The organism is Streptomyces sp. NPDC027672 (genome assembly GCF_055566335.1).
The window spans coordinates 196,991-218,094 of sequence record NZ_JBVHSO010000013.1 but is presented as its reverse complement, the minus strand read 5'-3'; the positions used below and the strand labels follow the sequence as shown (position 1 = coordinate 218,094).

Below are 21,104 nucleotides of genomic sequence, written 5' to 3'. Positions count from 1 at the left end.
CGATGCCCAGGTGGAAGAAGATCCTCTACACGCTGCTGGCCACGGTGGTGGTCGTGGCGGGCGGCGTGTTCGGCTGGTCCTTCCTGCACCGGCCGGACACCTGCGCCGAGGGTGTCGAGCGGATCGGCGGCGAGTGCGTCGGCGTCAACGGCTCGGGCTACGACTTCGGCACCGAGGAGATCAGCGCCGTGGCCAAGGCCATCGCCCGGGAGAACGACCGGATCGACAAGGAGCCCCATGTCACGGTGGCCATGATGCTGCCGCTGCACTCCGACAAGCCGGCGCTGCGACGGCAGATCCGCAGCGACCTCCAGGGCGCGTACCTGGGACAGCTCGCGGCCAACGCGGGCACGGGCGAACCGCCGAAGATCCGGCTGGTGCTGGCCGACCCCGGACGGGACTACAGGCACCAGTCGACGGTCGTGGACACCCTGCTGCGCATGGCCGACTCCTCCGCGGACCGGCTGCGCGCCGTCACCGGGTTCAACCTGAGCCTCGGTGCCACCGAGGCGGCCGTCCGGCGGCTGACCGCCCACCACGTCCCGGTGCTCGCCTCCCGGATCACCGGAAACGGGATAGCCAACAAGGAGGGCCTCGCGGCGGTGGCCAAGCCGGACTTCCCCGGCCTGGCCCGGATCATCCCCACCAACGACGACGTGGCCCGGGCCCTGGCCGGCTTCAACGGTGACTGGAACCGGGAGAACAGCAGGACGGTGCTGGTCCACGACACGCGCCCGGACAGCTACAACGAGTCGCTGGCGAAGGCGTTCGACGGGATCGAGGAGAAGGGCCCGGCCGGCCCCGCCGCGATGTCCTTCACGTCCCCGGAGATCGACGAGGCGGGCTCCACCGGCAACCAGTTCACCTCGATAGCCAACAACATCTGCGGCTCGCAGGCCGACACCGTCTACTTCGCCGGCCGCACGCTGCACCTGCGGCTCTTCGCACTGAAACTGGCCGAGGTGGGCTGCGCCAACCGGCACTACACGATCATCAGCGGCTCCGACGCCGCCTCGCTGCGGCAGAACATGAGCGCGCAGGACTGGGAGCGGCTGCGCGGCACGGCCGGCCGGCCCAAGGTGACCGTGCAGTACGCCGCCCCCGCCCATCCCGAGGCCTGGAGCACCGAGCTGGCCGCGTGGAAGAAGGACTGGGCCAGGACCCACGGCCGCGAGCCCGCCGAGCGGGACCTGCCCCAGTACCTCACCGAGCCCCAGGCGGCCCTGGCCGGCCTGGAGAAGCTCATCGAGACCACCCCCGCGACGGACTTCGGCGCCCCACCGGACCTGGAGGACTCCCGGACGATGCTCGTGTACGACGGCCTGGTGACCATCGGCACGGCACTGCACCAGGCGCAGAGCGGCGCCGCCGAGAACACGCCCGGCCTGGAGGACGTCGGCAGGGAGTGGGCGCAGCTCCAGTCCCAGCACCGGGTGCGCGGCACCAGCGGTCTGATCTGCCTGACCGGCGGCGGCAACCCGTACGACAAACCGGTCGCGGTGGTCGAACTCGATCCGGGCCGGAAGGGCGGGGGCAAGCTGAAGTTCGTCGGCCTCGGCTGGCCCGCCGACGGCCGGCCGCAGCCGCACAACTGCGTCATCCCCGACCACACCTCGTGACGGCCGTCCCGGGCCGGCGCCCCGGACGGCCCGCCCGCCCGGCCCGGGAGTCCCGGGCCACGGGAGCGTCCTCGTGCGGCGGGCGTGGGTCAGGTCACATATGAGCTGGTTCGCACTCCCTCCCGGGTGCGCCGGGCGCCGGGCTACCGTGGCGTGGAGCCCTCACCCCCTCGCCCCTCGGACGGTCCGGCCGTGCCCACTGATCTGTCTCCCCTGATAGCCGCGACGGCGCGCTGGCTGACGGTCGCCTACCCGCCCTGCGGCGGCGCGCTCGCCGCCGCGCTGTGCGAGGCGCAGGCCCGGCAGGCGGTCACGGTGGCCGCCCGGCTGCGGTATCCCACCGAGATCGACGCGGGCCTGGTCACCCTGGCGGGCCCGGGCGGCGCGGCCCGCCTGGACTGGATCGCCGGCGCCGACGGCTCCGGCGAGCAGCCGGCCGAGGAGTGGGCGTGGCGCACCTGGGTGGACGAGGTCGTGGCCAGCTGGGCCGCCGCGCTGCTCACCGATCCCGCACTGGCCGGCCTCGCCGTCGCCGCGCTGGCCGGTGCCGAGCACGCCGCGGACGCGCCGGCCGCCTTCCGCCGGCTGCTGGACCCCGACGACGTCGACCGCCGCGCCGCCGCCCTGCTCCGCCACCCCGACCTGCTGGCCCCCGTGACCGGCCTCCACCACGCCCAGCTCCGCGACCGCCTCACCCCGGGCCCCACCCTGGCGGCCTGAGCGATCTGACGGACGCGGAGGGCCCGACCCGGACGCCGGGGTGCGGCCCTGGGACGGGACGGGGTCAGCGCAGCAGCAGGTAGCGGGTGACGAGCGAGTGGGCGCGGTCCGCGCCGATGCCCAGCGCGCGCCCCAGGTCCTCCCAGCGTCCGTCGCCGTCCTCGTCGAACGCGCGGGCCGCCTCCCGGCCGGCCTGGCCGGTCAGCCGGTCCAGCGCGGCGACGGCCCGCAGCGCGGCGGCCGGCGCGTCCTCGGCCAGCGCGGCCAGCCTGTCCTCCAGGACGGTGAGCAACTGGGCCAGGTCGTCCGGCAGCGGCACGGTCCGCCGCTCCACCGCGCGGATGTGCTCGCTCCAGTCCCGGCGCGGCCCGGAGACGTCCATGTCCTCCAGACCCTCCTCGTCCAGCTCGCCCCACGGCACGGGACTGCTCGGCCCGCGCCAGCCGCAACTGCACGCGGCCCGCACGGCGGCGGCCCTCGGTCTGCTCGCCCCGCCGTCGTACGCCCACCACTCGCTGGTCCGGTACATCGTCGCGCCGCTGCCGATGTCGAAGTACGCGGGCTTCGGCTCACTGCCGTCGTCCAGGACGGCTCCCACGATGCCCTCATGGGAGTCCCCGAACTCCTCCGTCGTCCAGCCCACGTCCGCCTCCCGCCCCGTGCCGGCCACGTCCCGCCCATCATCGGCGACGGCGGGCCCGGCCGGGCCGCGGAGCTGGAAATGCGTCCGAAAGCGGGCCGGTGCCGGACCGACAGCCCCACCGGCCACGGTGACACCGGCCGCTCGGACACCAGGGGCGCGGCCCGGGAACGTACCGGCGGCGCGGTCGTGAACCGCTTCCTGAGCAGCAGCGCGCCGGGGCGTCAGCCGGCCGCGTTCTCCGTCCGCATGCGCACCTGTTCCTCCAGCCGCCGCAGACTGCCGTCCAGCGCGTCGTACACCGCCTGCTCGCCCGGGTCGTGGCCGGCTTCGAAGAAGGACAGGTGCACGGTCACCTCGCTGGCGCCGCTGCCGATGCCCGCCACCTGGAGCCAGCCGGTGTAGCTGCCCTGCTCGCGGGTGCCCCACTCCAGGCGCATCTGGTCCGGCTCGGACCGCAGCAGGGCGGGCAGGTCCTGACCGGAGTGGTCCTCGTGCACGGTCACGGCCGGCGGGTCCTGGACCGCCACGTGCAGGGCGTCCGGGAGCCACGCGTCGAGCTGCGCGACATTGGCGGCCTGGTCGAAGACGTGCTCGGGCTGCGCGGGCATCGTGCGGGAACGTTCGTACTCGGCCATCGTGGTAGCGCTCCTTCCGGTCGGACGACGTACCCCGACCGCGTGCCCTTTCCACGGCGGCCGAAAAGCCCCCGCCCCGGCTTCCTCACGGCCGACCGGCACGGGACGCCGACCGGCACGGGACGCCGACCGCGCCGGCCCGCCGATCGGCACCTGGGCGCCGCAGACACCTTCACGCAGCGGAGACCGTCACGCAGCCGCAGGCTGTGCCGTCATCGCCGCGCGTGCCGTCCGTTCCACCAGGGACACACCGTCGCTCATGGAGGCGTTCCCGTCGGACAGCACCGCGACGAGGTACCGGTGTCCCCGCACGGTGACCTCGCCGACGCTGTTGACGTCCCACAGGCCCGTGGTGCTCCGCTGGAGCCAGCCGTTCTTCAGCGCCCGCGGGGAGTCCGGATCGCCGGCCGCCGGGACACCCCACGCCTGCTCCGGTACGACCTGGCCCATCAGCGTGCGGACATAGGCGCGGGACCGCCCGTCGAGCCCGCCGGAGCCCCGGCGTGCGGAGCCCCCGGGACCGAACACCTCCCGCAGCAGCCGCACCTGGTCGCCCGCGGTCGTCCGGGTCAGCCCCCACTTGCCGCCGGGGCCGCCCGTGGTCGCGGTCAGCCCCAGCCGCTCGTTGGCCGCCGCCAGCCCGGGGGCGCGGCCGATCCGCCGCCACAGGGCGTTGGCGGCCGCGTTGTCGCTGCGCCGGATCATCGGCTCGGCGAGGCCGCGCTCGGCGGCGGTCAGCTCCCGTCCCGCGTCCTGCGCGCGGAGCAGCAGCGCGGCGAGGATGTCGACCTTGACGATGCTGGCGGTGTCGTACGCCCGGTCCCCGCCGCTCACCACGGCGGTGCCGCCGGTGCCGCCGGTGCCGTCCAGGTCGAGGACGGCCGCCGTGGCGTGCGCCGAGGCCTTCGCGGGCGGCGCGGCCACCGCGGGCGACGGGTGCAGGAGGCCGGCGGAGAACAGGGCGGCGGCCGAGGCCGCGAGCGCGGCGGTCTTGGTCCGAGCGGTGCGGGAGAGGCGGGAGGACATGAGGAACGAACGTAGACAAGATGCGCCCGCGCTGACATGGCGGCCGTCACGTTCCGCCCGTCTTCACCCCGATTGTGAGAAGAGCCACCGAAGGGGAGCGCCACCGAAGGGGAGCGGAGCCGTCGATGGGGGAGTGGGGCCGACGAGGGGGAGCGGGTCCGCCGACGGGGCGCATCGTGCCGTCCGGCCGTCCCAGGCGGCGGCGTGTACGCGCGGTCCGGCCGGCCTCCTCGCCTATCGTCGCCGGGACACCGACATCCGGAGCGACGATGGAAAAAACGGATGAACTGGTCGGTACGGCGCCGCGCGCGGTCGCGGTGCCTCCCGGGCGCCCGCGCCCCGCGCGCCGCCCCGGGCCGTGGCTGCTCGGCATCGCCCTCGCGCTCGGCGCCGGTGCCGCCGCCGTGCTCCTGCCGGCCGGCGTCCCGTGGCCGCGACCGCCGGCCGTCCAGGCCTGGCGGACCGTCTGCCTGGCCATCACCGTGCAGGCGCTGCCCTTCCTGCTCCTGGGCACCGCCCTGTCCGGCGCCATCAACGCCTTCGTGCCGGCCGACCTGTTCACCCGGGTGCTGCCGAAGCGGCCCGCCCTCGCCGTCCCGGTCGCCGGCGCGGCCGGCGCGGTCCTGCCGGGCTGCGAGTGCGCCTCCGTCCCCGTCGCGAGCAGCCTGATCCGCCGGGGCGTGCCGCCGGCCGCCGCCTTCGCCTTCCTGCTCTCCGCGCCGGCGATCAACCCGGTGGTCCTCGTGGCCACCGCCGTCGCCTTCCCCGGCAGCCCCGCGATGGTCGCCGCCCGGCTGCTCGCCTCCCTCGCCACGGCGGCCGTGATGGGCTGGCTGTGGCTCTGGCGCGGCAAGGAGGAGTGGCTGCGCCCTCTGCTGCGCCAGAGGCACACCGGCCACCGGCCCGGCCACGGCCGCTGGCGGGAGTTCCGGCTCGGCTTCCAGCACGACTTCCTGCACGCCGGCGGCTTCCTCGTGTTCGGTGCCATGGCCGCCGCCACCTTCAACGTCGGCGTGCCGGGCTCCGTCCTGGACGCCTTCTCCGGCTCACCGTGGCTGTCGGTGCTCTTCCTGGCGGGCCTCGCCGTGCTGCTGGCCGTCTGCTCGGAGGCCGACGCGTTCGTCGCGGCCTCCCTCACCGGCTTCTCGCCGACCGCCCGGCTCGCCTTCCTGGTGGTCGGTCCGATGGTCGACCTCAAGCTGATCGCGCTCCAGGCCGGCACCTTCGGCCGGGCCTTCGCCTGGCGGTTCTGCACGGCGACCACGGTCGTCGCGGTCGCCGCCAGCGTCCTGACCGCGGGGGCGCTGCTGTGAGACGGCACGTCCAGACCCTGCTGCTGGCCCTGACCGGGGCCGGCCTGCTGCACGCGGCCCTCTTCACCGACCTCTACCTGCGCTACGTCAAGGCCGGACTGCGCCCGCCGCTGATCGCGTCCGGGGCGGTCCTGCTGCTGCTCGCGCTGGCGTCGGCGGCCACCCGCGCCGACCGGCGCCCCGCGCCCCGCACAGACACCGCCGCCACTCACGCGCCCGGCCCCGCAGACACGCACGGGCACGACCCCGCCCACACTCACGGGCACGACCCCGCCGAGGCCCACGGGCACGGGCACGACCACGCCGGCACCCCGCGCGCCGCCTGGCTGCTGTTCCTGCCCGCGCTCAGCCTGCTCTTCCACGCGCCGCCCGCGCTCGGCGCGTACACCGCGGCCCGGGCGAACGACAAGCCGGTCACCGTGCAGCGGGGCTTTCCCGCCCTGCCCGCGACCTCGCCTCTGCCGCTCACCCTCACCGACTTCACCCGGCGGGTCCAGCAGGACCGCAGCGGGGCGGTGCGGGGCCGCGCCGTACGGCTGACCGGCTTCGTCACCCCGGCCGGGCAGGGCGGCGGCTGGTACCTGACCCGCATCGTCTTCTCCTGCTGCGCGGCGGACTCCCAGACGGTCCGGGTGCGCGTGTACGGCGGGCAGGCGCCACCGGCCGACACCTGGCTCGCGGTGACCGGCACCTGGCACCCGCGGGGCACCCTGGGCACGCGGACCGCCGAGGCGGCGCTCGACGTCAGGGACGCCAGGCCCGTCGCACCGCCGGTGAACGCCTACACCGACGACCTGCCGCTGACCCCTTCCTGACACCCCTTCCCGACTTCTCTCCGACCTCTTCCCGAGCCCTTGACGAGGGCTCCCCGGCGCCCTTCCCCGGGTCTTCCCGAGGTCTTTCCCCGGCCCGCGCGGACGACCGGCGAGGAGAGGTGCACGATGGTGTGGTGACGCTCTTCCGGGACCGGGTCCGGGCCACCGTGCCGGGCGGTCCCGGTCGCGGGCCGCCGGCGTGCGGAAGGAGGCGGTGGCGATGACGCGGACACCTGCCACGACGGTCACCCGGGTGTGGTGGTGGCGCTGGCGGCGCAATCCGCTCAGGCGGCACAGCGATGTCGTGGAGGCGTGGATCGTGCTCGCCGGCTGGCTGCTGGCCCTCCTCGCCGGGGTCGTCGCGGGCCTGGCGGCGGCCCGGACCTCCGAGTCGGCGTTCGCGGCACGGCTGGTCCGGACGCACTCCGTCTCCGCCGTGGTCACCGACGGCGCCGCGCGCAGACCGTCCGCGGGCAGCGGCTACGACGACGGGCGGGTGTGGGCGACCGTGCGGTGGACCGGCCCGGACGGAGCGGTGCGCACGGACCGGGCCAAGGTCGTCCCGGGCGTCCCCGCCGGAAGCCGGGTGACCGTGTGGACGAACCCGGCCGGCCGGGTCGTGCCCGCTCCCGTCGTCGGCGCGGCGGCCGACCTCCAGGCGGCCCTCACCGGCGCCCTCGTCGCCCCGACCGCCGGCGCGCTGGTCTGGGGCGGGGTGTGGCTGGTCCGCGACCGGCTCATCCGGCGCCGTATGGCCGAATGGGACGAGGAGTGGAAGCGGATAGGGCCCCGGTGGGGCAACCTCAGCGGCGGCAGGGGCTGACCGGGCCCCGCCCGGCGCACCTCGGCGGCCGGTCTCCCGCCGCGCGACCGGTCCCGGCCGCGGGGGCGCGAGGGACGCGTGACCGGTCCCGGCCATGGGGACGTGAGGGACGCGAGACCGGTCCCGGCCGCGGGGGCGTGAGGACGCCGGGCCGGGTTACCCGGCGGGTATGGCGAAGCTGCACCTTTCACGACGGCACCACCGGCAGGCCGCCGACGAGTCACCGGAGCCGCGCATCCCGGCGCCGGAGGAAGCCGGACCCGGCCCGGAGGTCGAGCGACGGGCCCCGGACACGCCGGTCCGGCTGCCCCGGCGGGCCTGGCGCGCGGTCTTCCGGGGCGCCCTGCGCGAGTTCCGGGACGACGAGCTGACCGACCGGGCCGCGGCGCTCACGTACTACAGCGTCCTGTCCCTGTTCCCGGCGCTGCTGGTGCTGGTCTCCCTGCTGGCCGTCGCCGGCCGGTCGGCCACCGACCGGGTGCTGGCCAACCTGCGGAATTTGGCCCCGGGTCCCGCCCGCGACATCATCACCCGGGCCGTGCAGCAACTCCGCGACGGCGCCGGCATCGGCTCGGTCGTGGCCCTGGTCGGCATCGTGCTGGCCGTGTGGTCGGCGTCCGGCTATGTGGCGGCCTTCATCCGCGCCGCCAACGCCGTCTACGACATGCCCGAGGGCCGGCCGGTGTGGAAGATCCTCCCGGTGCGGATCGGCGTCACGGTGGCGCTGATGGTGCTCGCCGTGGCCGGCTCGCTCATCGTGGTGTTCACCGGCAGCCTGGCCCGGCGAGCCGGACAGGCGATCGGCATCGGCGACACCGCGCTGACGGTCTGGTCGATCGCCAAGTGGCCGGTGCTCGTCGTCCTCGTCACCCTCATGATCGCGCTGCTGTACTGGGCGACCCCGAACGCCAAGGTCAAGGGCTTCCGCTGGATCACACCCGGCAGCCTCCTCGCCCTGCTGATCTGGATGGCCGCCTCCGCCGGGTTCGCGTTCTACGTCGCCAACTTCGGCTCGTACAACAAGACCTACGGCACCATGGCCGGCGTCATCGTCTTCCTGGTCTGGCTGTGGATCACCAATCTGGCGATCCTGCTGGGCCTGGAGTTCGACGCGGAGACCGTACGGCAGCGGGCCATCGCCGGCGGCCATCCGCCGCAGGCCGAGCCCTACACCCAGCCCCGCGACACCAGGAAGTGGGACGAGGAGGACGTGCGCCGCCTGGACGAGACCTGACGCGTACGCCCTCCCCGCCGCCTCACGCCGCGTGTCCGCCGTCCACCGAGAACTCCGCGCCCGTCACATAGGCCGCGTCCGGTCCGGCGAGGAACGCCACCATGGACGCCACCTCGTCGGCCGTGCCGTAGCGGCCCAGGGCGGTCATGGCGGCCTGGCCGGAGGCGTACGGGCCGTCCGCGGGGTTCATGTCGGTGTCGGTCGGGCCCGGGTGCACGACGTTCGCGGTGATGCCGCGTCCGGCCAGCTCCCGGGCCAGCGCCTTGGTCAGCCCGACCACGGCCGACTTGCTCATCGCGTACAGCGTGGCCCCGGGTCCCGGCACGCGTGCGGCGACGCAGCTTCCCACGGTGATGATCCGTCCGCCGGGCCGCAGGAGTCCGGCGGCGGACTGGGCGGCCAGGAACACGCCGCGCACGTTCACCGCGAGCAGGCGGTCGACGTCGGCGAGCGACAGGTCCGCCAGCGGCCCCATCACCCCGACGCCCGCGTTGCCCACCAGGATGTCCAGCCCGTCCAGCGCCCCGGCCGCCTGCCGCACGGCGTCCGCCGCCTCGGCCGCGTCCGCCGCGTCGGCGCGCAGGGCCACGGCCCGTCGCCCCAGCGCCTCGATGTCCCGTACGACGGCCTCCGCCGCGTCCTTGCCGTGCACATAGGTGACGGCCACGTCCGCGCCCTCCCGGGCCAGCCGCCGTGCCGTCGCCGCGCCGATGCCCCGGCTGCCGCCGGTGACCAGTGCCGTCTTGCCGTCGAGTCGTGTGGTCGATGTCGATGTCGATGTCATGGCTCCATCCCACCGGAGCGGCGCGGGCCGCACCGGCGGCCGGCGGACATCGACCTCACCCGGGCCCGGCCCCCGGGCGGTCAGCCCCGCAGGGTGCCGCGCGGGCTGATCAGACCACTCTCGTAGGCGAGGATCGTGGCCTGGACCCGGTCGCGCAGTCCCAGCTTGGACAGCAGGGCGTTCACATGGCTCTTGACCGTGCCGGTGGTGACGCCGAGTTCGGCGCCGATCTCCGCGTTGGTCAGACCGGAGGCGATCTTCAGCAGGACTTCCCGTTCCCGCTGGGTGAGCCGGCCCAGCGGCCCGTCGGCCGGGGGCAGGGCGGGGCCGCCGCGGGCGAAGGTGTCGATCAGCCGGCGGGTCACGGCGGGCGCCAGGATGCCGTCGCCGGCCGCGACCACCCGGATCGCGGACAGCAGTTCCTCGGGCTGGGCGTCCTTCAGCAGGAACCCGGACGCCCCGGCACGCAGCGCCTCGTACACGTACTCGTCCAGGTCGAACGTGGTGAGCACGAGCACCCGTGGCGCACCGGCCGGCGCGGTGATCAGCCGGGTGGCGGTGAGCCCGTCCATGCCCGGCATCCGGATGTCCATCAGGACGACGTCGGCGTCCCCGGCCGTGGCGAGCGACACCGCCGTCGCCCCGTCACCGGCCTCGGCCACCACCGTCAGACCGGGTTCCGCGTCCACGATGGCGGCGAATCCGGCACGGACCACGGCCTGGTCGTCGACGACGATCACGCGTATGTCGACGGGGACACCTCCTGGGCGGGGGCCGGAACGGCTCCGGCCGGCAACGACACCCGTAGCGTACCGGCCGGTTCGCACACGATCCGTCCCTCACCCGCGGCGACCTGCACCCGCAGCCGCTCCGCGACCGGGCCCGCGACGGCGAGCCGGACACCGGTCACCGTGATCCGCAGGGTGCCGCGGCGCCGCCGCAGCGTCACCCGGGCCGGGCCCGGATCGCCGGCGCCGAGCGCGGCCTCCACGATCCGGTACACCGACACCTGCACGGACGGCGGCAGTTCCCGGGCCGCCTCCGGCAGCCCCCGCAGCCGTACGCCACGGCCGGCGGCGCGCAGCGCGCCGCACAGCGTGTCGAGGTCGGCGGCGGACGGCGACGGCGCGAGCGGACCGCCGGGCCCCTCGTCCGCGGCGTCGCCCAGGCCGCGCAGCATCTCCCGCATCGCGGCCAGCGCCGCCCGGGCCGTGCCCGCCACCTCCTCCAGGTCGCCGCGCCGGGCCGCGCCGACCAGCGCCCGGGTGTGGGTCAGCACGGCGTCGCTGAGCGTGGCCGCCAGCCGCCGCCGCTCCGCCTCCGCGGCCCGGTCCGCCTGCCACAGGGAGCTGGCGAACGCGAAGTCGTCGAACGCCAGGGCCCGCAGCCGGCGCCGCCGTACGAGCAGACCGGCGCCCCACACGGCGGCGAACAGCGGGGCCAGCAGGACGGTCAGCGCGAACGGCAGCAGGACCAGGTCGGCCGCGCCCACCGGCTCGCCCGCCGCCACCCCGTCGGCGCACGACACCGCCGCCACGGCACAGGCCGCGCCGAACGACCCGGCGGCCGGCGCGGGCCAAGTGCGCGAGGGCCCCCGGCCGTACGCGGCGACCGCGTACACGGCGAGCACCTCCACCAGCGTCCCGCACGCGAGGAACTGCGCGACCTGCGACGGCAGCGGCACCACGACGACCGCCGCCGGGCCCAGCCAGGCCGTCGCCAGCACCGTGAGGAAGACGGCCCACGGCGCACGCCTGCGCCAGAGCAGCGGCAGCGCGTGCAGCACCAGCAGCCCGCACACGACCAGCAGGCCCGGCAGCGCGGCCCGCCGCGCGGCGGCCGGCCAGTCCTCGCTGAGCGCCAGCGTGCAGGCCACGGGCAGGATCATCGCCGCCAGTGCCAGGGCCGGGTCGGCGAGCCGCTGCTCCCGCAGGACGTCACGCCGCCAGCCGGGAGTATCCGACCGCCGCGGCGCGGCCTCGTCGGGCAGTGTCGCGCGCACCAGCCAGCCGCCCTCCGGCGTGTGCCCCGCGGTCAGTTCGCCGCCGGCCGAGGCCGCCCGCTCCCGCATCCCGGCCACCCCGCGTCCCGCGCCGAGCCCGCCGGTGCCCTGCGGCGCGGTGCGCGGCGGCGCGTTCTCCACGGTCAGTTCCAGCAGGCCGTCCGCCCGCCGGACCACGACCCGGGCGGCGGCGCCGGGCGCGTACCGCAGGGCGTTGGTGAGCGCCTCGCGGACGATGCCGTGGACCGCCTCGGCCGCCGGTCCGGCCAGGTCGTCCGGGATCCGCGCGGTCACCGGACGGCCCAGCCGCCCGAATCCCGCGACGAGTTCCTCGATCCGTCCGCTCATCGGCCGGTGTTCCCGGTGGTCGGTGTCCCGCAACAGGCCCACCAGCCGTTGCAGCGCCGTCAGGGTCTCGGTGCCGGTGCGCTCCGCGAACGACAGTGCCTCGGCGGCCAGGTGGGGCCTGCCGTCCCGGAGCCTGCGCGCCGCGTCCACGGTCACCACGACCGAGGTGAGGTGATGGGCGCTCACGTCGTGCAGCTCGCGGGCCAGCCGCCGGCGCTCCCGGTCGCCCGCCAGCCGGCGGGCCTGCTCGGCCCCGGCCAGCCGCCGGGCCGCCGTCAGCCGGCCGGCGAGCCACTGGCGCCGGCCCTCGCCGAGACCCGCGCACAGCACGTACCCGCCCAGCGAGAGCGCCATGTCGGACAGCAGCGCCGGCCGCGCGCCCTCCTGCACGGCCGCCCCCGCCCACTCCACGCCCACCACGGCGGCCACCGCCCGCACCGTCACCGGCACCGGACAGCGGACGGCGACGGAGTACAGGGCGATCAGGGTGCCGCAGCCCGGATAGCCGTCGGGCCACGCCAGCCCGCCGACCACCAGGGCGGCCAGGGTGCCCGCCAGCGCCCGCACCGGCGCGGCACGGCGCCGGCCCAGCGCGACTGTCTCGACGGCCAGCGCGCACAGCACGGCGAGCAGCGCCGGCGGCCCGGGCGGGTCGCCGGGGCCCACCCCGGGCCACAGCAGGACACCCTGCCCGGCCGCCAGCAGCAGGGGCAGAAGCCAGTTGCGTATCGTCTCCATGTCGCCGACGAGCGTAGACACCCGCCGGGGACGGCGAACACCAACCAGAGATAGAGAACCCGCTCATGCCGGCGGCCGATGGCACGCCCGGTTCTCCTTGGCAGGCTGGCCCTATGACACACCCGCAGTCACCGCCGCGGCCCGCCGGGCAGCCGCTCGCGTACCACCGCCTGGCCCGCCTCTCACCACACCACCGATGGTGGCGACCCCTGCTCGGGACCCTGGTCGCGGCCGTGACCTATGTGGTCGCCGTGATGGTCGTCATGGGTGTCGCCGCGGCGGCGGGCGCGGGCCTCGGCTACCCGGAAGACGCCGACGGCTGGCCCGAGTTCGGTCCCGTCCCGGAGACCGCCGTGGACCTGCTCACGCTCGCGGCGGCCATCCCCGTCCTGCTGCTGACGGTGCGCTGGATCGGCAGGCGCCCGGCCGGCACGCTCTCCTCCGTCACCGGGCGGATGAGATGGCGCTGGCTGCTGCTGTGCGTCCTGACCGCCGTGCCGGTCCTCGCCCTGTCGATGGGCGGCATGTTCCTGCTGCCCGCGGACACCGGTGAGGCGCCGGATCAGTGGGTGGGATGGGCGGCCTTCGGCCGGGCCCTCGCCATGCTGCTGGTCCTGGTGCCGTTGCAGTCGGCCGCCGAGGAGTACGCCTTCCGCGGCTGGCTGACGCAGAGCGCGGGGGCGTTCCTGCGCTCGCCCTGGGCCGCGCTGCTGCCCCAGACCGTCCTGTTCGCCGCCGCCCACGGCTTGGGCACCCCCTGGGGCTTCGCCGACCTGATGGTGTTCGGCGCGTGCGCGGGCTGGCTGACCTGGCGGACGGGCGGGCTGGAGGCGTCCATCGCGCTGCACGCCGTGAACAACCTGTTCGCCTTCGGTGTCTCGGCGGCCGTCGTGGACGGGCTCGCCACCGACGAGACCGCGGCCGACGCCAACTGGCAGACGGTCGTGCTCGACGTGCTGGGCATCGTCCTGTACACGGCGGCCGTGGCCTGGTGGCTGCGCCGCCGCCGGCTGGAGCGCACCGCCCCGCCCCCGCCTCCCGCCGCGCCACCGGTGCCCGTCGTGCCGTACCCGTACGCCGGGGCGCCGGTCCCCGGGCACTGGACGGGCCATGCGGCCTCCGGTGCCCCGCTACCGCCGCCGTGGACCGGGCATCCGCCTTCGGGTGTCCCGGCACCTCCGCCGTGGACGGGTCACCCGGCCTCCGGCGCGCCGGCACCATGGACGGCCGCTCCGGGGCAGGAGCATGTGCAAGGTCAGGGGCATGGGGGTGGGCATGGGTCTGTGCAGGGGCCGGCCGGTGCACCGCCGTGGGCGGGAGAGCCGGGCCGGCCCGGACCGGCCGGGTAGGCGCCGCCCGCCGCGCTTCGGTTGTGTGTCGGCGGGGCGGCGCGCCCGGGGAGCGGTTCGCCGTGCCGGGCGGCCGGCTGGTGGAAGATCGGTCCGGCGGCCGGAACCGTGTCCCCACCCGGGACACGGGATCCACTCCGACCGTCAACTACCGTTCTCATCAAGGAAGTTGAAGTCATGACCGACCAACTCACCGTGAGCGTCCTGGGCACCGGCATCATGGGTGCCGCGATGGCCCGCAACCTCGTGCGCGCCGGACACACCGTCCGCGCCTGGAACCGCACCCGCGTCAAGGCCGAACCGCTCGCCGCCGACGGGGCGCACGTCGCCGGCACGCCCGCCGAGGCCGTGGAAGGCGCCGACGTCGTCCTGACCATGCTCTACGACGGTCCCGCCGCCCTGGAGGTCATGCGCGAGGCCGCGCCCGCGCTGCGGTCCGGCGCCGCCTGGGTGCAGTCCACCACCGCCGGTGTCGAGGCCGTCGGCGACCTCGCCGCCTTCGCCCGCGACCAGGGCCTGGTCTTCTTCGACGCGCCGGTGCTGGGCACCCGCCAGCCGGCCGAGGCCGGTCAGCTCCTCGTGCTCGCGGCGGGCCCGGCCGGGCACCGCGCCGCCGTGACACCGGTCTTCGACGCCGTCGGGGCCCGTACCGTGTGGACCGGCGAGGACGGCGCGGCCGGCAGCGCGACCCGGCTGAAACTCGTCGCCAACAGCTGGGTCATCGCGGCCACCGCCGCGACCGGCGAGGTGCTGGCGCTCGCCAAGGCACTCGACGTGGACCCGCACGACTTCTTCGACGCCATCGCCGGCGGCCCGCTGGACATGGGATACCTGCGGGCCAAGGCGAAGCTCCTCCTCGACGGCCCGCTGACCCCCGCCCAGTTCGCGGTGGCCACGGCCGCCAAGGACGCCCGGCTCATCGTCCGGGCGGGCGAGGAACACGGGGTACGGCTCGACGTGGCCGCCGCGAGCGCGGAGCGCCTGGAGCGCGCCGCCGCGCAGGGCCACGCCGAGGAGGACATGGTCGCCGCCTACTTCGCCAGCTTCGACCCCGGCCGGCCGGCCGGCTGAGAAGCCCCGGCCGGCTGGGAAGCCCCGGCCGTCTGAGGAGTCCCGACAGGGATCACTCGGCGGTGCCGGTGGCCTCCGCCGGCTGCGGCGCCGGCTCCTCGGGAACCGTGTAGAAGACGGACGTGCCCTGCTTGCTGCGGTGCGCGCCGTTGCGGGCCACGAGGTGTTCCAGAGTGGTGCGTACGACCTTGGTCTGGACGCCGCGGTCCGGGTGGGCCCGGCCCAGCGCCTCGGCGACCTCCGCCGCGGACCGGGGTTCGTTCTGCTCGGCCAGGTACCGGCGGACGAGTTCGACCAGCGTGGGCTGGGCCGGCTGCGAAGTCGCCTTCGCGGGTGCCGCCTTCGCGGGTGCCGCCTTGACGGCCGCCGGCTGGTCGGCAACCGCCTTGCCGGCCGCCGGCTTGGCGGCTTCCGGCTTGGTGGCCGCCGTCTTCCCGGCCGCCGGCTTCTTGGCGGCCGTCTTGCCGGTCGCCGTCTTCCTGGCAGCCGTCTTCTCGGTCGCCGGCTTGGCGGCACTCGTCTGCCCGGCAGCGGTCTTGGCGGTCCGCGGCTTCTTCGCGGTCTTAGCGGTCTTGGCGTCGGACCGTCGCGCGCCACCACTCCTGGTCCGTGGGGCGGGTACGACCGCGCCGCCGGCCGATGCGGCGATGCCGAGCGCCTGCTGCATGTTCAGCAGCGTGGCGTGGTCGTGTTGGAGAGTGGCCAACTGCTCTTGCAGAGCGGCGATTTCGTCGGTGATGCGGTCCTGTTCCCTGAGATTCTGTTCGAGATCCTTGGTCACTTGGCTGACATACTGAGAAGCCAGTTCGGTGACGGACCCAGTGCTTTCCGGCATTCTTACCTCCGCGCTCCGGACGGTGCGTCACCTGGATGATACGGGTGGGTTAACCCGTTTCACCGCTGCCTGCCCCAGGCGCGGCGGCCTCCGGCCACCGGGAAGGCCCGGCACCCGGTCCCGACTCCCGCGCCCCGCGCGCCCGATGACTACCCTCCCTCACTATGGCAGCACGTGCGCACGGCGGTCGTCCGCGGCCGGGACACCTAGCCCGGACCGCCCTGGTCCTGGCCGGGCTGCTGCTCTTCGCCGGCTGCGAGGACTCCCTGGGCGCGCCTCCGCCGCGCCCGGCCGCGCCGCCCGCCGTGGCCGCGTGCCGCACGGACTCCGGTGACCTGATCGCCGACGTGGACAACGACGGCCGCCCGGACCGGATCACCGATCCCTCCGGGCGTGGCGCCCGGTTGACCGTCACCTTCGGCACCGGCTCCCGCCATGGAAGGGCCGTTGCGGCGCGGGGACTGGCCGACCGCACCGGAAGCCGGCAGCGGTATGTGCGCGCCGCCGTGGCGGACTTCGACCGTGACGGCTGGAGCGACCTGGCTGTGGTCGCGGGCGCGGAACAGGGCGGCGACGACCCGGTGCCGCCCCGCGTCGCCGAGTTGCGGTTCGGGCCCTTCTCGAACACCGGCCGGGCCCGGCGCACCGCCCGGCTCGACCTGGGCGCCACGCGGGACGTCGCCGTGGCCGACTACAACCACGACCGGTACCCGGACCTGGTGGCGTACACCTACGCCGGCGACGGTTCCTACGAGTTCCAGGTCCGTCTCGGCGACGCGCGCACGGGACTGGCGGCCGGCACGGGTGCGTACACCACGGACGCGGGGGCCGCCGGCTATCACCCTCCGGTTCGCCTTCCCCACGCCGGGCTGGGCCCCTTCTACCCGGTCTGCGGCACGACCGGCCGGGCCGGGACCGGCCGTTGATCCGCGCCGCCTGCCCGCGCGGCAGCGGACCTCACCCGAGCACGAGTGGCAACCTGCCGGTACGCACGCCGAGTTGGGCGGACTCCGCGGCGGTCGGGGTGCGGCGGCCCGTGCCGATGCGCAGCGCCTCCTGGTCGGACCAGGAGGCGGGGAAGGCGGCCCCGGCGATCTCCTCCAGCAGGGCGCGCGCCCGGGTGAGGCTCTCGGCGGGCGGTCCCGGTGTGTGCGGCAGGTGTGCGATCAGGTCCAGGTGGTGCAAGGTCCACTCCAGGACGTACGCGGTGAGGTAGTCGGCCACGGTCAGGACCATGTCCTGGGTGCGCACACACTGCCCGGGACCGGCCAACCCGGCCGCGCGTCCCGCGGCGGAACCGACGTCGTCCAGGTGGAACTTCAGCAGCCCCGGGTCCTCGTACGCGGCGGCCAGCCGCACGGTCAGCGCGTCCAGCGGGTCGTCGCAGGCCGGTGGTGTGTCCGTGACGTTCCAGTAGGTCACCGCGTCGTGTGTCGGCTTCCCGGTGGCGGGCGTCGCCAGGGTGATCAGCACGTCCTGGGCGTCGATGACCAGATGGCACACCAGGTCCCGGACGAGCCAGCCGGAACAGCCGGAGGGCCGCGCGAAGTCCTCGTCGGCGAGACCGGCGACCGCCGCGCGCAGCGCCGCCCACGAACGCGAGAAGAGTTCCACGCCCGCAAGTTAGCAGCGGCCGGGAGGAGCCGCCGGACGCCGTCCGCCGCCGTACCGCCCGCTACAAGCAATCGGTTCACCCACATGAACTTCGCATACATGGGTGTACTTGTCCGGGAGCGGTGTGCGAAGCTCGGTCGACTTCTCCCGCGGACTTCGGAGTCGGAGGGCGAACATGAGTGTTTCCCGGCGCGCGCTGCTGGCCACGGCGGCCGGTGCGACGGTCACGGGCGCGACCGCGGTCCCGGCCGCGAGCGCGTCCACGGCACCTTCCGCGGCAGCCGCCGCCCGGCCGGCCGCGGTCCCTCCCGGGGCGCCCGGACGGCAGGACCCGGCGGCGACCCTGCGGACGCTCGCCGCGGCGGCGGACTACGCCGTCGCGAAGGTCCGCGACGTCGCGCCCCGCGTCACCGGCTTCCCGGTCGGCACCAGGTCCGAGAAATGGACGTACTCGCACACCGGCGACTGGGTGGGGGGCTTCTGGCCCGGCACGCTGTGGATGGCCTGGCTGCACAGCGGGGACGACTATTTCCGCGCCCGGGCGGTCGAGTGGGCCCGGAAACTGGCGCCCCGGCAGGACGACACCAGCACACACGACCTCGGTTTCCTGTTCTCCCCGTCCTGGGTCACCGCCTGGCGCCTGACCGGCGACGAGGAGTGGCGCACGGGTGCGCTACGCGCGGCGGACTCCCTCAGCCGGCGGTACAACCCGCGCGGCGGGTTCATCCGGGCCTGGGGCGCGCTCACGGACACCGCCAACGCGGGCCGGGTCATCATGGACACGATGATGAACCTCGACCTGCTGGTGTTCGCGAGCCGGCAGACCGGCGACGACAGGTACCTGGACATCGCCGTGACCCACGCCCGGACCGCCCAGCGCGTCTTCCCCCGCGCCGACGGATCGACGCCGCACGTGTACGACTTCGACCCGGACACCGGCGCACCCCTCGGCCCCGGTACGGTGCAGGGCTACAGCCCCGCCTCCTGCTGGTCGCGCGGACAGGCGTGGGGCATCTACGGGTTCACCACCATGTACCGCAGGACCGGCGACACCCGGTTCCGGGACACCGCGCGCAGACTCGCCGACTTCGCCATCGGCGCGCTGACCCCGGACCACGTCCCGGTCTGGGACTACCGCGCGCCGCAGCAGCCGTACGACGTCAAGGACGCGTCCGCCGGGGCCGTCATGGCGTGCGGACTGCTGGACCTGCACGCGGCCACCGGCCGGCCCGGCTACCGCGACGTGGCGCTGCGCATGCTCACCGCGCTGGCGGAGACCTGCCTGACCCGCGACTCCGCGCGCGCCGAGGCGGTCGTGGCCCGCTGCACCCGCAACCGCCCGGCGGAGGACGGCATCGAGATCTCGCTGCCCTACGCCGACTACTACCTGCTCGAAGGCATCCTGCGCGTACTCAGCCCCGACCGGATCGACCGCGCGATAGACCTCTCCCAGCCCGGGTGAGGCGCGCGGACCCGGCGGCCGGCCGGGTCGGTGTGTGACCGGGTGGGGTGGTTCCAGCGAAGGCCGGGCAGTCGCCGCAGTTCCTCGACACCCAGCAGACGGGCCGTCCCGGCGGTCAGGGTCATTGTGCCCGCGGTCAGGGCGGCCGCCGTCGTCATTGTCTTGGCACGCCTGTCTGGTCGGCCCTGTCGGCGGCAGGACTCGGGTGATCGCCGAGCCACTGCTGAAGTTCGCGGTGGCGGAACTGGTAGGCGGTTCCCGACAGACGCATCATCCCGGCGGCACAGCACCAGTCGAGGAACGCGCCAAGACGCCACGGCAGCTTGCCGCGGGCGCACATCAGGAAGACCAGGTACCGGCGGATGAGGCCGATCCTGATCAACCCGGCAGCGAGCGCGGCGGTCAGCCCCAGCACCAAGCCGCTGGTGAATTGGAGGCCCTCGTTCACGTACAGTCCGTTGATCTTCGGGTGCGCCCCGCCCAGTGCCGTCGCGACATCAGCCCATTCACCGGTCAGAAAGAGCCTGAGGGCTGACCCCAACGGGAGGTCAGTGCCTGCTCCGTCACCGCTTGCGTCGGCGTCGACCGACATCATGAGGCTCGCCAGGAGAAAACCTACGAGTCCGCCGGTGAAGCCACTTGCCAGGCCGGCCGTCCGGCCAGCGGCCAGAGTTGGTGGAGTACCAGGTCGGTGCCCGGGCGTGAGCCGGCAGGCGAGTTCAGCCCCGGCCCGGGAGACGGGGCGTCGAGGTGAGCGGCGAGGCGCGCGAGCCACCGGTGTGTCCTGGCGGCGTCGTATCGGCCGGGGTACAGGGCGGTGGCGGCGGGGATGGACCGGGCCAGCAAGTGCTCGTCGAGCTCGTCGGGTGTGCTGTGCCGGAGGAGGTCGGCGGGGTCGCCGTCGCGGGCGTACACGGTCGCCGCGAGGCACAACCGCCAGGGAGTCGACAGCGTGGCCGCCAGCGGACCGGAAGGGTCCTCGCCCAGTGCCTCCAGGACGAGCTGCCAGCGCGTGGGGTCGTTGGCGCGTTGCAGCAGGTAGGTACGGGCGTCCTGGGCGGGAACAGGGTCGATGTCGATGCGCGCGGCGTCCAGCAGTCGCGTACGCGAGGCAAGGGCGTCGTAGTGGGTGGTGCGGCAAGTCAGGATGAGGGGTCCGGGGCTGCGGCCTTCCTGGTAGGCGTTGAGTGCGCGCAGTGCTGCCAGGGCGCGTGCGGCGCCCGCTGAGGGCATGCCGTCCGGTGGGGTGGGATCCATCTCGTCAAGGCCGTCCAGCACGGGAAGCACGCGGTGGTGGCGGACGAGTTCCGCGGCCATGGCGGCGGGCCAGTCGTAGACGTCGACGAGCTACCTCCAGGGCCAGCACGGTCTTGCCGGCCCCCGCGGCACCGGTGACTACGAGGCGACGCGGGTGCGTCCGGCGGTAGTAGGTGACCACGTCCGGGATGGCCGGGGTGCCATCGAACAGGCGCCCCGCCTCGGCGGGCACCGTCGTCTCCCGGGCGTGGGCCGTGTCCCCGTCTTCGCTTTCTCGATCAGGCGCCCGACCTATGGGGAGGGCCTGCGCCGCCCGTGCGGGGACAGGGGTCCGGGGGTGTGCGCCGGGTTCGGGAGGCCATGAGGGAAAATAGTTGCCTAGAGAAACCAGAGTCGTGTGAAAGGTCCCGCATGCCGCACCTCACCCTCGACTACTCCTCCCGTCTGGCCGGAGTCTTCGACGCGAGCGTCCTTGTGAAGGAGTTGCATCCGCTGGTCCTCGAGGAGTCCGGTTCGGCGGGCGTCTGCAAGACACTGGTCCGTCCGGTGGACACCTATGTCGGGGACATGTCGTCCGAGGAGTCCGGTTTCGTGCACGTGGAGGTGGGCCTCCTGCCCGGCCGGCCCGAGGAACAGCGGGCGCGGCTGGCGGAGAGCGTGCTGGCCCTGCTCGGCGCGCACCTGCGGGCGGCCGGTGCGGAGGCGGTCTGCTCGGTGGAGGTGAGAGAGCTGTCCGGCACCTACCGGCTGTCCTCCTCGTCCGCCCCATAGGGCTCCGCCGCGGATCACGCCGGGCTCTGCGCGCCGGCTCCGGTC

At 74.9% G+C, this 21,104-nt stretch carries 21 protein-coding genes; 11 read left to right on the top strand and 10 right to left on the bottom strand.

The genetic code is table 11. The features are described 5' to 3' along the window. The first annotated feature begins 2 nt into the window (after positions 1-2). The gene (locus ACZ4SV_RS28710; RefSeq protein WP_468007613.1) at positions 3-1,619 is read left to right on the top strand and encodes a type 1 periplasmic-binding domain-containing protein; all 1,617 of its coding nucleotides are present in this window, start codon (positions 3-5) and stop codon (positions 1,617-1,619) included. 192 nt (positions 1,620-1,811) lie between these two features. Next, on the top strand, positions 1,812-2,339 hold the full coding sequence (locus tag ACZ4SV_RS28705) for a hypothetical protein (protein WP_365883994.1): 528 nt from the start codon (positions 1,812-1,814) through the stop codon (positions 2,337-2,339). 64 nt (positions 2,340-2,403) lie between these two features. Here ACZ4SV_RS28705 and ACZ4SV_RS28700 read toward each other — a convergent pair whose 3' ends face one another. The 3 genes from ACZ4SV_RS28700 to ACZ4SV_RS28690 form a co-directional block, all read right to left on the bottom strand. After that, on the bottom strand, positions 2,404-2,982 hold the full coding sequence (locus ACZ4SV_RS28700) for a hypothetical protein (protein ID WP_468007675.1): 579 nt from the start codon (positions 2,980-2,982) through the stop codon (positions 2,404-2,406). 221 nt (positions 2,983-3,203) lie between these two features. Beyond that, positions 3,204-3,617 carry an SRPBCC family protein gene (locus ACZ4SV_RS28695; RefSeq protein WP_365883996.1) on the bottom strand — a complete coding sequence of 138 codons (414 nt, stop codon included), beginning with the start codon at positions 3,615-3,617 and terminating at the stop codon, positions 3,204-3,206. Positions 3,618-3,806: 189 nt separating this feature from the next. After that, a complete protein-coding gene (locus ACZ4SV_RS28690; protein ID WP_468007610.1) occupies positions 3,807-4,643 on the bottom strand; it encodes a serine hydrolase in 837 nt (278 codons plus the stop codon). Positions 4,644-4,912: 269 nt separating this feature from the next. Here ACZ4SV_RS28690 and ACZ4SV_RS28685 point away from each other — a divergent pair, with 269 nt between their 5' ends. The 4 genes from ACZ4SV_RS28685 (at position 4,913) to ACZ4SV_RS28670 (ending at position 8,828) form a co-directional block, all read left to right on the top strand. Continuing rightward, complete coding sequence (locus ACZ4SV_RS28685) at positions 4,913-5,956, top strand: permease (protein ID WP_468007608.1); 1,044 nt, start codon at positions 4,913-4,915, stop codon at positions 5,954-5,956. Further along, positions 5,953-6,771: a TIGR03943 family putative permease subunit gene (locus ACZ4SV_RS28680; protein ID WP_468007606.1), complete on the top strand. Its 819-nt coding sequence runs from the start codon at positions 5,953-5,955 to the stop codon at positions 6,769-6,771. The genes ACZ4SV_RS28685 and ACZ4SV_RS28680 overlap by 4 nt, the downstream gene beginning before the upstream one ends. A 220-nt stretch (positions 6,772-6,991) precedes the next feature. Continuing rightward, complete coding sequence (locus ACZ4SV_RS28675) at positions 6,992-7,594, top strand: Rv1733c family protein (RefSeq protein ID WP_468007604.1); 603 nt, start codon at positions 6,992-6,994, stop codon at positions 7,592-7,594. A 169-nt stretch (positions 7,595-7,763) separates the two neighbouring features. After that, on the top strand, positions 7,764-8,828 hold the full coding sequence (locus tag ACZ4SV_RS28670; protein ID WP_365883842.1) for a YihY/virulence factor BrkB family protein: 1,065 nt from the start codon (positions 7,764-7,766) through the stop codon (positions 8,826-8,828). A 22-nt stretch (positions 8,829-8,850) separates the two neighbouring features. On the opposite strand, the gene ACZ4SV_RS28665 is transcribed toward ACZ4SV_RS28670, so the two are convergent. The 3 genes from ACZ4SV_RS28665 to ACZ4SV_RS28655 form a co-directional block, all read right to left on the bottom strand. After that, the gene (locus ACZ4SV_RS28665; protein ID WP_468007602.1) at positions 8,851-9,612 is read right to left on the bottom strand and encodes an SDR family oxidoreductase; all 762 of its coding nucleotides are present in this window, start codon (positions 9,610-9,612) and stop codon (positions 8,851-8,853) included. An 80-nt stretch (positions 9,613-9,692) separates the two neighbouring features. Continuing rightward, positions 9,693-10,352, bottom strand: coding sequence for a response regulator (locus ACZ4SV_RS28660; protein WP_397971550.1), 660 nt, complete (start codon positions 10,350-10,352; stop codon positions 9,693-9,695). Continuing rightward, positions 10,349-12,700, bottom strand: a complete 2,352-nt coding sequence (locus tag ACZ4SV_RS28655) for a histidine kinase (RefSeq protein WP_468007600.1) — start codon at positions 12,698-12,700, stop codon at positions 10,349-10,351. The genes ACZ4SV_RS28660 and ACZ4SV_RS28655 overlap by 4 nt, the downstream gene beginning before the upstream one ends. 113 nt (positions 12,701-12,813) lie before the next feature. On the opposite strand from ACZ4SV_RS28655, the gene ACZ4SV_RS28650 reads away from it, so the two are divergent. Then, entirely contained in the window at positions 12,814-14,049 is a 1,236-nt protein-coding gene (locus ACZ4SV_RS28650; RefSeq protein WP_468007598.1) for a lysostaphin resistance A-like protein, read from the top strand. Between the two features lie 177 nt (positions 14,050-14,226). Next, positions 14,227-15,120, top strand: coding sequence for an NAD(P)-dependent oxidoreductase (locus tag ACZ4SV_RS28645; protein ID WP_468007596.1), 894 nt, complete (start codon positions 14,227-14,229; stop codon positions 15,118-15,120). Between the two features lie 52 nt (positions 15,121-15,172). On the opposite strand, the gene ACZ4SV_RS28640 is transcribed toward ACZ4SV_RS28645, so the two are convergent. Beyond that, positions 15,173-15,901: a hypothetical protein gene (locus ACZ4SV_RS28640; RefSeq protein WP_468007594.1), complete on the bottom strand. Its 729-nt coding sequence runs from the start codon at positions 15,899-15,901 to the stop codon at positions 15,173-15,175. A gap of 218 nt (positions 15,902-16,119) precedes the next feature. Here ACZ4SV_RS28640 and ACZ4SV_RS28635 point away from each other — a divergent pair, with 218 nt between their 5' ends. After that, a complete protein-coding gene (locus tag ACZ4SV_RS28635) occupies positions 16,120-16,881 on the top strand; it encodes an FG-GAP repeat domain-containing protein (RefSeq protein ID WP_468007592.1) in 762 nt (253 codons plus the stop codon). 31 nt (positions 16,882-16,912) lie between these two features. Here ACZ4SV_RS28635 and ACZ4SV_RS28630 read toward each other — a convergent pair whose 3' ends face one another. Beyond that, a complete protein-coding gene (locus tag ACZ4SV_RS28630; RefSeq protein WP_468007590.1) occupies positions 16,913-17,569 on the bottom strand; it encodes a maleylpyruvate isomerase N-terminal domain-containing protein in 657 nt (218 codons plus the stop codon). Between the two features lie 175 nt (positions 17,570-17,744). Here ACZ4SV_RS28630 and ACZ4SV_RS28625 point away from each other — a divergent pair, with 175 nt between their 5' ends. Then, entirely contained in the window at positions 17,745-19,031 is a 1,287-nt protein-coding gene (locus ACZ4SV_RS28625; RefSeq protein WP_468007588.1) for a glycoside hydrolase family 88 protein, read from the top strand. A gap of 154 nt (positions 19,032-19,185) precedes the next feature. Here ACZ4SV_RS28625 and ACZ4SV_RS28620 read toward each other — a convergent pair whose 3' ends face one another. After that, on the bottom strand, positions 19,186-19,626 hold the full coding sequence (locus ACZ4SV_RS28620) for a hypothetical protein (RefSeq protein WP_468007586.1): 441 nt from the start codon (positions 19,624-19,626) through the stop codon (positions 19,186-19,188). A 20-nt stretch (positions 19,627-19,646) separates the two neighbouring features. Continuing rightward, entirely contained in the window at positions 19,647-20,348 is a 702-nt protein-coding gene (locus tag ACZ4SV_RS28615; RefSeq protein ID WP_468007584.1) for a hypothetical protein, read from the bottom strand. A gap of 351 nt (positions 20,349-20,699) precedes the next feature. On the opposite strand from ACZ4SV_RS28615, the gene ACZ4SV_RS28610 reads away from it, so the two are divergent. Then, positions 20,700-21,059 (top strand): 5-carboxymethyl-2-hydroxymuconate Delta-isomerase, encoded by a 360-nt coding sequence (locus ACZ4SV_RS28610; RefSeq protein WP_468007582.1) that lies wholly within the window; start codon positions 20,700-20,702, stop codon positions 21,057-21,059. The last annotated feature ends 45 nt before the right edge of the window (positions 21,060-21,104 follow it).

Coding starts and splice junctions, on each gene's coding strand:
- ACZ4SV_RS28710 (WP_468007613.1), top strand. CDS start 3: ATGCCCAGGTGGAAGAAGATCCTCTACACGCTGCTGGCCACGGTGGTG.
- ACZ4SV_RS28695 (WP_365883996.1), bottom strand. CDS start 3,617: ATGGCCGAGTACGAACGTTCCCGCACGATGCCCGCGCAGCCCGAGCAC.
- ACZ4SV_RS28690 (WP_468007610.1), bottom strand. CDS start 4,643: ATGTCCTCCCGCCTCTCCCGCACCGCTCGGACCAAGACCGCCGCGCTC.
- ACZ4SV_RS28685 (WP_468007608.1), top strand. CDS start 4,913: ATGGAAAAAACGGATGAACTGGTCGGTACGGCGCCGCGCGCGGTCGCG.
- ACZ4SV_RS28675 (WP_468007604.1), top strand. CDS start 6,992: ATGACGCGGACACCTGCCACGACGGTCACCCGGGTGTGGTGGTGGCGC.
- ACZ4SV_RS28670 (WP_365883842.1), top strand. CDS start 7,764: ATGGCGAAGCTGCACCTTTCACGACGGCACCACCGGCAGGCCGCCGAC.
- ACZ4SV_RS28665 (WP_468007602.1), bottom strand. CDS start 9,612: ATGACATCGACATCGACATCGACCACACGACTCGACGGCAAGACGGCA.
- ACZ4SV_RS28655 (WP_468007600.1), bottom strand. CDS start 12,700: ATGGAGACGATACGCAACTGGCTTCTGCCCCTGCTGCTGGCGGCCGGG.
- ACZ4SV_RS28650 (WP_468007598.1), top strand. CDS start 12,814: ATGACACACCCGCAGTCACCGCCGCGGCCCGCCGGGCAGCCGCTCGCG.
- ACZ4SV_RS28645 (WP_468007596.1), top strand. CDS start 14,227: ATGACCGACCAACTCACCGTGAGCGTCCTGGGCACCGGCATCATGGGT.
- ACZ4SV_RS28635 (WP_468007592.1), top strand. CDS start 16,120: ATGGCAGCACGTGCGCACGGCGGTCGTCCGCGGCCGGGACACCTAGCC.
- ACZ4SV_RS28625 (WP_468007588.1), top strand. CDS start 17,745: ATGAGTGTTTCCCGGCGCGCGCTGCTGGCCACGGCGGCCGGTGCGACG.
- ACZ4SV_RS28620 (WP_468007586.1), bottom strand. CDS start 19,626: ATGATGTCGGTCGACGCCGACGCAAGCGGTGACGGAGCAGGCACTGAC.
- ACZ4SV_RS28615 (WP_468007584.1), bottom strand. CDS start 20,348: ATGGCCGCGGAACTCGTCCGCCACCACCGCGTGCTTCCCGTGCTGGAC.
- ACZ4SV_RS28610 (WP_468007582.1), top strand. CDS start 20,700: ATGCCGCACCTCACCCTCGACTACTCCTCCCGTCTGGCCGGAGTCTTC.